Origin of the sequence: Bradyrhizobium sp. USDA 4541, assembly GCF_024171085.1 — a bacterium.
Taxonomy (GTDB): Bacteria; Pseudomonadota; Alphaproteobacteria; order Rhizobiales; family Xanthobacteraceae; genus Bradyrhizobium; species Bradyrhizobium australafricanum.
Map to the genome: position 1 here is coordinate 6,268,872 of NZ_JALJZF010000001.1, position 13,259 is coordinate 6,282,130.

Annotated in this window: 12 protein-coding genes; 4 read left to right on the forward strand and 8 right to left on the reverse strand. The window is 64.0% G+C overall.

Annotation, left to right across the window (positions count from 1 at the left end; genetic code table 11):
- Positions 1–241: 241 nt before the first annotated feature.
- The 3 genes from J2R80_RS29880 to J2R80_RS29890 all read left to right on the forward strand — a co-directional run bounded on the left by J2R80_RS29880 (position 242) and on the right by J2R80_RS29890 (position 4,144).
- Positions 242–934 (forward strand): helix-turn-helix transcriptional regulator, encoded by a 693-nt coding sequence (locus J2R80_RS29880; RefSeq protein ID WP_309143775.1) that lies wholly within the window; start codon positions 242–244, stop codon positions 932–934.
- A gap of 251 nt (positions 935–1,185) precedes the next feature.
- Positions 1,186–2,658 (forward strand): DEAD/DEAH box helicase, encoded by a 1,473-nt coding sequence (locus tag J2R80_RS29885; protein WP_253639867.1) that lies wholly within the window; start codon positions 1,186–1,188, stop codon positions 2,656–2,658.
- A 418-nt stretch (positions 2,659–3,076) separates the two neighbouring features.
- Positions 3,077–4,144 (forward strand): GGDEF domain-containing protein, encoded by a 1,068-nt coding sequence (locus tag J2R80_RS29890; RefSeq protein WP_038386764.1) that lies wholly within the window; start codon positions 3,077–3,079, stop codon positions 4,142–4,144.
- A 119-nt stretch (positions 4,145–4,263) separates the two neighbouring features.
- Here the strand turns inward: J2R80_RS29890 and J2R80_RS29895 are convergent, their stop codons facing one another.
- From J2R80_RS29895 to J2R80_RS29930, 8 genes are all read right to left on the reverse strand, one after another.
- Positions 4,264–4,731 (reverse strand): TfoX/Sxy family protein, encoded by a 468-nt coding sequence (locus J2R80_RS29895; protein WP_253639868.1) that lies wholly within the window; start codon positions 4,729–4,731, stop codon positions 4,264–4,266.
- A gap of 177 nt (positions 4,732–4,908) precedes the next feature.
- Positions 4,909–5,298, reverse strand: coding sequence for an iron-sulfur cluster assembly accessory protein (locus tag J2R80_RS29900; protein WP_146984699.1), 390 nt, complete (start codon positions 5,296–5,298; stop codon positions 4,909–4,911).
- 162 nt (positions 5,299–5,460) lie between these two features.
- Positions 5,461–5,832, reverse strand: a complete 372-nt coding sequence (locus J2R80_RS29905; protein WP_016845787.1) for an SUF system Fe-S cluster assembly protein — start codon at positions 5,830–5,832, stop codon at positions 5,461–5,463.
- On the reverse strand, positions 5,829–7,076 hold the full coding sequence (locus J2R80_RS29910; RefSeq protein WP_092083469.1) for a cysteine desulfurase: 1,248 nt from the start codon (positions 7,074–7,076) through the stop codon (positions 5,829–5,831). Before J2R80_RS29910 ends, J2R80_RS29905 begins: the two co-directional genes overlap by 4 nt.
- On the reverse strand, positions 7,073–8,395 hold the full coding sequence (gene sufD / locus J2R80_RS29915) for a Fe-S cluster assembly protein SufD (RefSeq protein WP_253639869.1): 1,323 nt from the start codon (positions 8,393–8,395) through the stop codon (positions 7,073–7,075). The genes J2R80_RS29910 and sufD overlap by 4 nt, the downstream gene beginning before the upstream one ends.
- 17 nt (positions 8,396–8,412) lie before the next feature.
- Entirely contained in the window at positions 8,413–9,165 is a 753-nt protein-coding gene (gene sufC / locus J2R80_RS29920) for a Fe-S cluster assembly ATPase SufC (protein WP_057018615.1), read from the reverse strand.
- A gap of 57 nt (positions 9,166–9,222) precedes the next feature.
- Positions 9,223–10,719 carry a Fe-S cluster assembly protein SufB gene (gene sufB, locus J2R80_RS29925; protein WP_253639870.1) on the reverse strand — a complete coding sequence of 499 codons (1,497 nt, stop codon included), beginning with the start codon at positions 10,717–10,719 and terminating at the stop codon, positions 9,223–9,225.
- 94 nt (positions 10,720–10,813) lie between these two features.
- Positions 10,814–11,971: a cysteine desulfurase family protein gene (locus tag J2R80_RS29930; protein ID WP_253639871.1), complete on the reverse strand. Its 1,158-nt coding sequence runs from the start codon at positions 11,969–11,971 to the stop codon at positions 10,814–10,816.
- Between the two features lie 462 nt (positions 11,972–12,433).
- Between J2R80_RS29930 and J2R80_RS29935 the strand changes: the two genes are divergently transcribed.
- The gene (locus J2R80_RS29935; RefSeq protein ID WP_016843213.1) at positions 12,434–13,081 is read left to right on the forward strand and encodes an alpha/beta hydrolase; all 648 of its coding nucleotides are present in this window, start codon (positions 12,434–12,436) and stop codon (positions 13,079–13,081) included.
- Positions 13,082–13,259 lie beyond the last annotated feature (178 nt).

Genomic DNA, 13,259 nt, shown 5'->3' on the forward strand with positions numbered 1-13,259 from the left:
GGACCGGCCGGGACACCACGCTCGCAATTCGCCGAAGCTTGGCCGCGCCCCCTTCACCTCCTTGAACTTCACATCGCCGCGCGATCCGACGTTCGCTGAACCGAAGTGATCAGCCTGCGCGCATTGAGAAGATATTTTCCGGCCATTTCGCCAAACCACTGCGGCGCTTCGCCCGGGTTCGGCACCGCAAATTTCCTTACCGGCGACGCGCGCTCTCATGCAGAGCGAGGGATCAGTCACGATGCGCGGTAAGCACGGGGATCACAGCCAGGAAACGCTAGCTACAGGCGCGACGCGCATTTATCTCGATGCCGCGGACCTGCGAGCGGATCAAATCCCGGCATCTGAGCCAGCCCGTCAGGGCTCAGCGGCGACCGGCAATCACGGCTGGACGCCGCTGCTCGAAGCTTGCCTCGCCGACTTCAAGGAAGCCACGGAGGCCGGTGATACCGCTTGCATTCCTGCGCTGGTCAAGATCGTGGCGGACCTTGCGCTGATCGAGCGCGGTGTGATCAGGCCGGGCAGCCGCCGGGCGCAGCAGGCGCTGCGCGTCAGCCGGCTCAGCCTCGCGCGCCACCTGATCACGCGCCATCTTGCCAAGCCAAGCCTGTCGCCAGGGATGGTCGCCGGCATGCTCGGCGTCTCGGTCCGCTACCTGCACGTCCTGTTCGAGGCGACCGGGGCAAGCTTTTCGCAGACCGTCACCGCCCAGCGCCTGAGCGAGAGCCGAAGGTTGCTTTGCGAGAAGCCGCCGCGGCCGATCGCCGACATCGCCCTCACCTGCGGGTTCGGCAGCCTCGCCACCTTCTACCGGATATTCGGCGATTCCGAAGGCCTGACGCCCGGCGGATTCAGGATGAAAAACAGCGCGGAGGCCCCCGCTGTGACCTCGCCGTCCGGGGCGGGGGTCGTGATTCATTTGACCGCCAAATGACGAAAAGACGCGTATTTCAGTCAAAACGTTAAGCTTTTTCGGCCATCCGGCTGGTTCCAAGATTGACTTTACCGCTTTCGCCCCTATGTTGCGGGCAACGCGGCCCTCGGATCGAAACGCGATTCGTCAGGTTTGCCGTCCGTCGGCGTTAGTCAGAGCCCCCGAGCTTTATAGAAAAGCGAGCCGTTTCGGGGCCGAACGCGACAGCCTTTTACCTGCGATGCCGAACGGCGGTTTCGACCAGAGGCTCAATGTCTTTTTCCAATCTAGGCCTGTCCGATAAGGTCCTCGCCGCAGTTGCGGCCACCGGTTACACCAATCCCACTCCGATCCAGGAACAGGCAATCCCGCACGTTCTCGCCCGGCGCGACGTCCTCGGCATTGCCCAGACCGGCACCGGCAAGACCGCTGCCTTCGTTCTCCCGATGCTTACCCTGCTCGAGAAGGGCCGCGCCCGGGCACGGATGCCGCGCACCCTGATCCTCGAGCCGACCCGCGAGCTTGCCGCGCAGGTGAAGGAGCAGTTCGACAAATACGGCGCCGGTCAGAAATTGAACGTGGCGCTCCTGATCGGCGGCGTCTCGTTCGGCGACCAGGACTCCAAGCTGATGCGCGGCGTCGACGTCCTGATCGCTACGCCCGGCCGCCTGCTCGACCACACCGAACGCGGCGGATTGCTGCTCACCGGCGTCGAGCTGCTGGTGATCGACGAAGCCGATCGCATGCTCGACATGGGTTTCATCCCCGACATCGAGCGCATCTGCAAGCTCGTCCCGTTCACGCGGCAGACCCTGTTCTTCACCGCGACGATGCCTCCGGAGATCAGCCGCATCACCGATGCCTTCCTGCACAATCCTGCGCGGATCGAAGTCTCCAGGCCCGCGACCACCGCCGTCACCGTGACGCAATTGCAGGTCCCGGCCGGTCGCGAAGCGCATGACAAGCGCGAGATCCTCCGCCGCCTGCTGCGCGATGCCAAGGATCTCAACAACGCGATTATCTTCTGCAATCGCAAGCGCGAAGTCGCCGTCCTTCACAAGTCACTCCAGAAGCACGGCTTCAGCGTCGGTGCCCTGCACGGCGATATGGATCAATCCGCCCGCACCGCGGCCCTCGATCAATTCCGGAAGGGCGAGATTCCGCTGCTCGTCGCCTCCGACGTCGCCGCCCGTGGTCTCGACATTCCCGCGGTGAGCCACGTCTTCAATTTCGACGTACCGCACCACCCCGACGACTATGTCCACCGCATTGGCCGTACTGGCCGCGCCGGACGCACCGGTACTGCGATCTCCATCGTCACCTCGCTCGATAGCAAGTCGATGACCGCGATCGAGAAGCTGATCGGCCAGCCGATCCCGCGCGCTGAGGGCGACTACACCGTTCACAGCGAAGCCTCCGACGAGGACGCCGCGCCGCGCCGCTCGCGTGGCCGCGAAGGTTCGCGCGATGGTGCCCGCGGCGGCCGCAAGCCGCGCCGCGAGCGCGAGCCGCGTCACGGTGAACGCGAAGCGCGTCACGAGCGGGAGCCCCGCGAGGAGCGCGCAGCGAAGCCGGAGCGTGAACCGCGCCACGGCCGCAATTCGGCTCCGCAGGCCGCTCCGTCGCACGTGCCGTCGATCGGGCGTGCCGAGCCACGGCGGCCGCAGCGCGAGGTGGACCATGAGCCCGCCGATCATTCGCACCTGCCCGCCTTCCTGCTACGACCTGTGCGCGCACGCGCATAAGGCCTGCTCCGATGCCGCCGCGCCAGCGGCGGTATTCCGGACACTTCTGTTACCGCCCACGACCGGCGCACGCGCTGATTCCTCAGCGTTTGAAGCAAATGCGCCCAGTTTGCGCCTCGCACCAAAGCGCGATGAGATTTGCGCGAAGCGTCATCGCGCCTTAGCTCGTTGTTTGTGCATGATCTTTTCGGAAAACCGCTGCGCACTTTTCCGGATCATGCTGTAGCGAGCAAACGAAAAGCGCCCGAAAGTGGCGCTCAAGGCGGACAAACATCGGGCGCGCCGCATGGTCGCCGCAGCCGGCTTCCCCGTAGTTCCACTGTTTACCTTGCCTTCACTCTCGTCCCGTACCCTCGCCCCAATAGTTTAGTCATTGCTGCCGGGTTTAATCGGCATTGCGTGCATTGAGGACGTGACAGTGGTCAAGCTGCTGGACGAACACGAACGTACGTTGGCCTTTGCCGAAGTGGCGCTTGGCCAGATCCGCTCGCTTCGCCAGACCGCAGTCCCCCGCAACTATGAAATCTGGTACGTCTACGCGACCGGATACAACGCGCCGCTCAACAAGGTCATCAACGAGACGCTGGCGCGCAGTGGCAAGCTCTCTGAATCCGATCTCGAGCAGATCTACGAAACCTACCTTTCGCACATCAAGACCTCGGACCGCATCGACAAGGTCGGCGCGCGCGTCATCGGCGAGATCGACGCCGTCATGAAGCTGATCACCGATGCGCTCGGCGTGTCCGCGACCTATGACGCCAGCCTCGTCGGCGCCAGCGATAAGCTTGCGAGCGCGACCACCCGCGATCACATCAAGGCAATCGTCGATAGCCTGGCGAAATCGACGCGCGAGATGCGCGAGACCAATCAGGCATTGGAGAACCGGCTCGCGCTGTCGAAGTCGGAGATCAGCGACCTGCAGCATAGCCTCGAGGCGATCCGTGCCGAGAGCCTGACCGATCCGCTCACCGGCCTCGGCAACCGGAAATATTTCGACCGCTCGATCGACATGGCGGTGCAAGCCGCGCTCGCCAGCGGCGAGCCGCTGTCGCTCCTGATGTTCGACATCGACCACTTCAAATCGTTCAACGACTCCTACGGCCATCTCACCGGCGACCAGGTGCTGCGGCTGGTGGCACAGTCGCTGAAGCAGAACATCAAGGGCCAGGACATCACCGCCCGCTATGGCGGCGAGGAATTCGCAGTGGTGCTTCCCAACACGGCGCTGCGGCAGGCGCTGACGGTCGCCGACCACATCCGCCGCGCCGTGATGGCCAAGGAGCTGAAGAAGAAGTCGACCGGCGAGATCCTCGGCCGCGTCACGATCTCGGTCGGCGTCTCGATGCTGAAGCCGACTGACGACACCGACTCGCTGATTGAGCGCGCCGACGCCTGCCTCTATGCCGCCAAGCGCGCCGGCCGCAACCGTGTGATCTGCGAGGCCGATCCGGAATACAGCACCGAGATCCAGACCCGCGTGGCGTGATCTGGTCGCTCAACTGCCTCCACCGTCATTGCGAGCGAAGCGAAGCAATGCACCTGCCGCATATGCGGATCCATGGATTGCTTCGCTTCGCTCGCAATGACGTGGATGGATTGGCTGCCTCAGGATGCGGATCGCTTCTTTGCCGATCGCTTCTTCTTGGCCGATGGCCTCTTCGCGACCGCCTTTTCTGCCGTAGCTTTCTTGCCTGCAGTCTTCTTCGCAGGCGCATTCGACTTTCGCGCAGCCGCTCGTTTCCTCGGCCGCTTGCGCAGGGCGGCGCGCAGGGCGGCGCCGAGTGCCGACCGTGCCCAGACTGCGAGTTCTTCCGAATCATCGAACAGCCGTGCCGGCAGCTGCCAGTAGGAGTTCACCGTGACGGTCTTCGACCGTGTCTGATATTGGAATGGCCCGCAGCCCTCCGCCTCAAATTGCGGGATGGTCTGCTCGTCGGCACGAAAGTAGAGCCCGGCACGCAAGGCGAGCGCGAAGTTAGTGCCGTCCGCGGAGATGCCGTAGCCGGAGAACATCCGGCGCAGCGTGACCGGGCCGAAATCGGCGAACAGTTCGGTGAGGAATTCGCGGTCCATGTGCCGATCGCCCCCGTTTCTGTCGCCTCATGGTAAGGAGCACGTCTCCATCCATGTCATTGCGAGCGTAGCGAAGCAATCCATCGCGCAACAAGCGGAAACATGGATTGCTTCGCCACGCTCGCAATGACGGGCAACACAGGTGCCGATCACACAACAATCGATATGCGGACGTCTCTAGACCGTGGCCGGCTTGAGCTGCACCGATTCGCCGCAGCCGCAGGCGGAGACCTGGTTCGGGTTGTTGAACACGAACTGGGCCTGCATTTTGTCGGCCACATAGTCCATCTCGGTTCCAAGCAGGAACAGCACGGCCTTCGGATCGACCAGGATCTTCACGCCCTTGTCCTCGACCACTTCATCGGTCGGGCGGATCTCATGGGCGTATTCGACGGTGTAGGACTGTCCGGCGCAGCCGCCGTTCTTGATGCCGACGCGCAGCCCGACGATCTCGGAATCCGCTCGCTTGGTCAGCTCGGTGATCCGCTCCGCGGCGGCATCGGTCAGTTTCATGACCTGCGGGCGCGGCCGCTTCGGTTTGGCTGGGGTCGGTGAAACTTGCGTCATGTCACTCATGTGGTCAGTCCCAGCGGCAAATCAATTGCCGATCTTCTTGAGCCTAAGTCCAATCCCTAAAGTTTCTGACTTGATCAGAACCTTTACCTCTTGTTCTGACGCGTTTTCTTCACACGAACCGGCATCCGCTTCGCTCGAAAACGCTGTGACGCATCACCACATATTGAGGACGAGGCGTGCCTCGTCCGACATCCGGTCCGGCGTCCAGGCCGGATCCCACACCAGATTGACGTTGACGACGCCGACGCCGGGAACGCTGGCGACCGCGTTCTCCACCATCTGCGGCAGCTCGCCGGCGGCCGGGCAGTTCGGCGTGGTCAGCGTCATCATGATGTCGACCGAGCGATCATCCTTGAGATCGACCTTGTAGATCAGGCCGAGTTCGTAGATGTCGGCCGGGATTTCCGGGTCGAACACCGTCTTCAGCGCCGCGACGATCTCGCCGCTCATGCGCTCGGTCTCCTCCGCCGGCAGTGCCGAGGTGGTTTCCATGGTGGCCGTCTTGACTTCGGCTGTATCGGTCATGCGAACAATTCCCGCGCCTTGATCAGCGCCTGCGCCAGATGGTCGACTTCTTCCCTGGTATTATACATCCCGAAGGATGCACGGCAGGTGGCCGTGACGTTGAACCGCTCTAAAAGCGGCATCACGCAATGCGTGCCGGCGCGCACCGCAATACCCTGGCGGTCGATCACGGTCGCGACGTCATGGGGATGCGCCCCCTTCATCTCGAACGAGATCACCGGTCCCTTGTTGCGGGCGGTTCCGATCACACGCAGCGAGTTGATCTCGCGCAAGCGCTCCTGCGCATAGGTAAGCAGTTCATGCTCATGCGCGGCGATGCGCTCCTTGCCGATCGAATTGACGTAGTCGATCGCAGCCCCCAGCCCGATGGCCTCGACGATCGGCGGCGTCCCGGCCTCGAACTTGTGCGGCGGATCGCCATAGGTGACCCAGTCCTTGGCCACCTCACGGATCATCTCGCCGCCGCCGTTGAACGGCCGCATCGCCACCAGATGCTCGTGCTTGGCATAGAGCGCGCCGATGCCGGTCGGTCCGTACACCTTGTGGCCGGTGAAGGCGTAGAAATCGCAATCGAGGTCCTGGACGTCGATCGGCAGGTGCACCGCACCTTGTGCGCCGTCGACCAGCACCGGGATGCCGCGGTCGTGCGCCAGCCGGATCACGTCCTTGACCGGAACCAGCGTGCCGAGCGCGTTCGACATCTGGGTGATCGCGACGATCTTGGTGCGCGGGGTCAGGAGCTTCTCGAACTCCTCGATCAGGAAGTTGCCCTCGTCGTCGACCGGTGCCCACTTGATCACGGCACCATGGCGCTCCCGGAGGAAATGCCAGGGCACGATGTTGGAGTGGTGCTCCATGATCGAGAGGACGATCTCGTCGCCCTCCTTGATGTTCACCCCGCCCCAGGACGACGCCACCAGGTTGATCGCCTCGGTGACGTTGCGGGTGAAGACGATCTCTTCATTGCGGCGGGCGTTGATGAACTGCGCGACCTTGCCGCGGGCGCCCTCATAGGCCTCCGTCGCGGCATTGGCGAGGTAATGCAGGCCGCGATGCACGTTGGCGTATTCGCTCTTGTAGGCCTCGGTCATGCGGTCGAGCACCGCATTCGGCTTCTGCGCCGAGGCCGCGTTGTCGAGATAGACCAGCGGCTTGCCGTAGATCTGCATGGCGAGCGCCGGGAAATCCTGCCGCACCAGTGCGACGTCGTAACTGCCGTTGGCGACCGCCTTGTGCATGCTCACGCCCTCGCCTGAAGCCAGCGCTGCGCGGTGGCAATTGCGACCTCGCGCAATGCGTCGCTGGCGATGGTCTCGATCGCCTCGCCAACGAAGGCCTGGATCAGGAGCGCCTGCGCTTCCTTCTCGGGCAGTCCGCGGGCGCGCATGTAGAACAGCAGGCTTTCGTCGAGCGCGCCGGTGGTCGCACCGTGACCGCAGGTGACGTCGTCGGCGAAGATCTCGAGTTCGGGCTTGTTGTCGGCCTCCGCGTCGTCGGACAGAAGCAACGCACGGGTCATCATCTTGGCGTCGGTCTTCTGCGCGTCGGGGCGGACGATGATGCGGCCCTGGAACACCGAATGGGCGCGGTCGTCGACAACGGCACGGAAGATCTCGCGGCTCGCGCAGTGCGGCACCGCGTGATCCATGAACAGCGTGGTGTCGGCGTGCTGCTTGCCGTTGATCAGATTGACGCCGTTGGTCTCGACCGTCGAGCCCTCGCCGGCGCAGGTCACCGCCAGCTGATAGCGGCTGACATGACCGCCCGAGGTCAGGCCGAAGGTGTTGAAATGGGCATGCGCGCCGAGCGACACCGTCGCCGAGGAAATGTTGAAGGCATCGACGCTGTCTTCGACCAGGCGCACGTGATCGAGCCGTGAATTGTCACCGATCGCAACAACCAGTCCGTCATGGGTCTGGTAGGCCTTGGCGCCGTCGGCGGCGAGACAGCTCTCCACCAGCGTCACGCCGGCATCGCGGCCGAGCCGGAGCAGCGACCGCGTGAACGTCGAGGCCGGCGCAGTGCCGGATGCGACATGCACGATGTGCAGCGGCTGGATCAGCACCGTGCCGTTGGCGACGTCGATGACGACCCCGTCGGTCGCCATCGCGCCATTCAGCGCGATCATGGGGTTGGCGACATCAGACGCGAGAGCCTGTGTCGCGACGATCTCGTCGCCGGCTTCCAGCGCGAGGCGCAGCGGATTGATCGAGAGCCCTTTCTCCAGATCTCGCCAATCGGAGAGATCAGGCGCGAACGCGCCGTCGACCAGCACCAGACGCCGGACGCCTTCGATCGCGCGGGCCTGTACGACGGCCCTGGCGCGGCTCAGCGCGGCATCATCCGGTGCCGCCGCGAGCGGCAGCACCTCGCGCATCAGCGCGCGCAGGTCGGTGTATTTCCAGTCCTCGATCCGGCGATGCGGCAGGCCTGATCGTTCATAAGCCTCGAAGGCCTGGCGCCGCTGATCAGCGATCTTGCCCTCGCCCGGCAGACGGTTGCGCACCACGGCGAATGCATCGCCCAGCGCGCGCCCGGTCTCGGTCTTTGCAACAACGTTCATCACAAAACCCGCGTTTGTCAGGCAGCGTCTTCGAACTGCGCGTAACCGGACTCTTCCAGCTCCAGCGCCAGTTCCTTGCCGCCGCTCTTCACCACCCGGCCCTTCGACATCACGTGCACGAAGTCCGGCACGATGTAGTTGAGCAGCCGCTGATAGTGGGTGATCACGACCATCGCGCGCTGCGGCGAGCGCAGTGCGTTGACGCCGTCGGCCGCGATCCGCAGCGCGTCGATGTCGAGGCCGGAATCCATTTCGTCGAGGATGCAGACGGCCGGCTCGAACAGCGCCATCTGCAGAATCTCGTTGCGCTTCTTTTCGCCGCCGGAGAAGCCGACATTGACGCCGCGCTTCAACATGTCCTGCGGAATGTTCAGCGACTTGGCGACCTCGCGGACCTTCTTGAGGAAGGCCGGCGACGAGATCTCCTCCTCGCCGCGCGCCTTGCGCTGGGCGTTGAGCGCCGCGTGCAGGAAATTCCAGGTGGTGACGCCGGGGATCTCGACCGGATACTGGAACGCCAGGAACACGCCCTTGGCGGCGCGCTCGTTGGGCTCCATCTCCAGCAGGTCCTCGCCCCTGAACAGGATCTGCCCGCCGGTGACTTCATAGCCCGGCTTGCCGGCGATGACGTGGGAGAGCGTCGACTTGCCGGAGCCGTTCGGCCCCATGATCGCGTGCACCTCGCCCGGGTTCACCGTGAGCGACAGCCCGTGGAGGATCTCACGCTCCTCGACACGAACCTGCAGATCTTTCACTTCAAGCAGAGACATCTGATTTTTCCTGAGCATCACCCCGAGGCGCGTCGGCCGCGCCGTTGGCGGGATGGATTAGCCAACCGAACCTTCAAGGCTGATCGAGATCAGCTTCTGCGCTTCCACCGCGAACTCCATCGGCAGTTGCTGCAGCACGTCCTTCACGAAGCCGTTGACGACGAGGCCGACGGCTTCCTCCTGCGAGAGCCCGCGCTGGATGCAGTAGAACAGCACGTCCTCGGAAATCTTCGACGTCGTCGCTTCATGCTCGAACGTCGCCGAGGAATTCTTGGCCTCGACATAGGGCACGGTGTGCGCGCCGCATTTGTCGCCGATCAGAAGCGAGTCGCAGGCGGTGTAGTTGCGCGCGCCGGTGGCCTTGCGGTGCGCGCTGACCAGGCCGCGATAGGTGTTCTGCGACTTGCCGGCGGCGATGCCCTTGGAGATGATCCGGCTCGACGTGTTCTTGCCGAGATGGATCATCTTGGTGCCGCTGTCGACCTGCTGGAAGCCGTTCGAGATCGCGATCGAGTAGAACTCGCCGCTCGAATTGTCGCCGCGCAGGATGCAGCTCGGATATTTCCAGGTTATCGCCGAACCGGTCTCGACCTGGGTCCAGGAGATCTTCGAATTGCGACCACGGCAGTCGCCACGCTTGGTGACGAAATTGTAGATGCCGCCCTTGCCTTCCGAATTGCCCGGGTACCAGTTCTGCACCGTCGAATATTTGATCTCGGCATCGTCGAGCGCGACGAGCTCGACCACGGCGGCGTGCAGCTGGTTCTCGTCGCGCTGCGGCGCGGTGCAGCCCTCGAGATAGGAGACGTAGGAGCCCTTGTCGGCGATGATCAGCGTGCGCTCGAACTGGCCGGTGTTGCGCTCGTTGATGCGGAAATAGGTCGACAGCTCCATCGGGCAGCGCACGCCCGGCGGCACGTAGACGAACGAGCCGTCGGAGAACACAGCCGAATTCAATGTCGCGAAGTAATTGTCCGAGGTCGGCACCACGGTGCCGAGATATTTCTGCACCAGCTCGGGATGCTCGCGGATCGCCTCCGAGATCGGCATGAAGATCACGCCGGCCGCCTTCAGCTCCTTCTGGAAGGTGGTCGCAACAGAAACCGAATCGAACACGGCGTCGACCGCGATCTTGCGGTTCGGCGTCTGCTCGCCACCGGGCGGCGGCTCGACGCCCTCGAGGATCGCGACCTCGCGCAAGGGGATACCGAGCTTCTCGTAGGTCTTGAGGATTTCCGGATCGATCTCGTCGATCGAGGACAGCGTCTTCTTCGGCTTCGGCGCCGCGTAGTAGTAGATGTCCTGGTAGTCGATCTTCGGATAGTCGACGCGCGCCCAGGTCGGCTCGGTCATGGTCAGCCAGCGGCGATACGCCTCCAGGCGCCATTCCAGCATCCAGGCCGGTTCGTTCTTCTTTGCGGAGATGAAGCGGACGGTGTCTTCCGACAGCCCCTTCGGGGCCTTGTCGGACTCGATCAGCGTCTCAAACCCATATCGATACTGGTCGACGTCGATGCGCCGGACGCGCTCGACCGTCTCTTGTACAGCAGGCATTCAATCCTCCGCTCGCGGTTTCAAGGACCGCGGTGGATCTCAAGTTCCGAAAATCTCTTACGATGCTTTGATGACGAAATCCGCTTAGAACAGTTCAAGCTGTGTTTCGTCGTCCCCCCTTAACTAAGGTATCGGCGAGCTTTCGCCAAGCCTTGAGGGTCAAATCCACGTCTGTCTCCGTGGTAGACCAGCCAAGACTAAGTCGCACCGCTCCCTGGGACACCTCTGAGCGGTATCCCATTGCCTCCAGCACGTGGGACGGCTGGACCTTGCCCGAGGAGCAGGCGGAACCGGACGAGACCGCGATTCCCCCAAGGTCGAACCCGATGACCGCCGTCTCGGCCTTAATTCCGGGCGCCGTGAACAGAACGGTATTCGGCAACCGCTTGACGTCATCGGAGAACACCAGCACGTCCGGCGTCTGCCGCAGCCCGTGCTCGAGCCGGTCGCGCAGTCCCCTGACGCGGGCTGCATCGGCCTTCAGCGCCGCCATCGCGGCCTTGGCGGCCGCACCGAACCCGGCGATGCCGGCGATATTCTCGGTCCCTGCCCGCCGCCCGAGCTCCTGCCCGCCGCCGCGCAGAAACGCCTCAAGGCCCTCGACGCCCTCGGCGAGCACCAGCGCGCCTGCGCCCTTCGGTCCGCCGATCTTGTGCGCCGACAGCGTCACCAGGTCGGCCTGCGTCGAGGCCAGATCGAACGGGATCTTGCCGAACGCCTGGATCGCATCGACATGCAGCAGCCCGCCAGCCGCATGGACGATTTCGGCGACATCAGCCACCGGCTGAATGGCACCGGTCTCGTTGTTCGCCAGCATCACCGAGACCAGAGCCGGCGGACCATCGGCCAGCAGTGCGCGCAGATGGTTGAGATCGATCACACCGGCGCGCGTGACGTGGATTGCGGCGGTCGCCTCCGTCGCAAACCGACCGCCCGCGAGCACGGACGCGTGCTCGATCGCCGACACCAGGAGCCGCTGCACCGGCGCGCCCGCAGCGCGACGCAATCCCGGCGTCAGTGCGAGCGCATTGGCTTCGGTCCCGCCGGAGAGAAACACGACGTCCTGCGGCCGTCCGCCGACCGCCTTCGCCACGGCATTGCGGGCATCCTCAACCAGCCGTCGCGCCCGCCGTCCCTCGCTGTGCACCGAGGACGGGTTGCCGATCAACTCCCACGCCGCAGCCATCGCCGCCTTCGCCTCCTGGCGAAGCGGCGTGGTGGCATTCCAGTCGAGATAGACGCGATCGTCCATGGAGCTATCCGCGGCAACCACCATGGTTGCGGCCTTCACTGCGAGATAACGACAGTTAACGACCGAGACCAGATCAGACGTCACCGGCACGGGAGATTTTTCCCGCGCGGCGGGAGCCTCGCGCCGAAGCCAGACACGGCGTTCGCGGTCCCCCAAGCGCGATCGCATTTTGACAGACTGAAACTTCAGGTAGCCTCCGAAGCAATCCGGCCGTGTCGATCCGGATCGCCGTCGCCGCGTCGGCAACGTGCGCGTCGCGACGCGGATTCGCGACCGCCAAGCGGCACAATTTCCTTGATTTTTGCCCCTTGCGTCATGCTAGAAGGCCTCCAGCGTGCCGCGCGGCGGTGCCTGCGCCGATTTCATCACGAGCTGCTCTGTTCGCGAACCGTCGCTGAAGATGGCTCCAACCGGTTGATTGATCGACGTCAATCAAGGGAACGCGGCAATCAAGGGAACACAATGCCTGAAGTCATTTTCACCGGCCCTGCTGGCCGCCTCGAGGGCCGCTACCACCCGGCCAAGCAGAAGAACGCGCCGATTGCGATGATCCTGCATCCGCATCCGCAGTTCCACGGCACGATGAACCACCAGATCGTCTATCAGTGCTACTACGCGTTCGCGCATCGCGGCTTCTCGGTGCTGCGCTTCAACTTCCGTGGCGTCGGCCGCAGCCAGGGCTCGTTCGATCACGGCACCGGCGAATTGTCCGACGCCGCGAGCGCGCTCGACTGGGCGCAGGCGATCAATCCGGAGGCCCGTGCCTGCTGGGTTGCGGGCTTCTCGTTCGGCGCTTGGATCGGCATGCAGCTTCTGATGCGCCGGCCGGAGGTCGAGGGATTCATCTCGATCGCGCCGCCCGCCAATCTCTACGACTTCTCGTTCCTTGCGCCCTGCCCGTCGTCGGGCCTGATCGTGCACGGCGACAAGGATGCCGTGGTGCCGCCCAAGGACGTCAACACGCTCGTCGAGAAGCTGAAGACGCAGAAGGGCATCGTGATCGACCAGCAGGTCATCCCCGGCGCCAACCACTTCTTCGACGGCAAGCTCGAACCGCTGATGGAGACGGTGACCGGCTATCTCGACATGCGGCTGGCGAACGTGCGCTGACGCGATCTTGTAGCCCGGATGGAGCGAAGCGAAATCCGGGATCACGGACTCCGTGGTTGGACCTGCCCCGGATTGCGCTTCGCTCCATGCGGGCTACGGATTCCACGTAGCCCGCATGAGCGAAGCGACATGCGGGGCGCGGCCGACAAGAACCCGGATATCGCTGCGCTCATCCGGG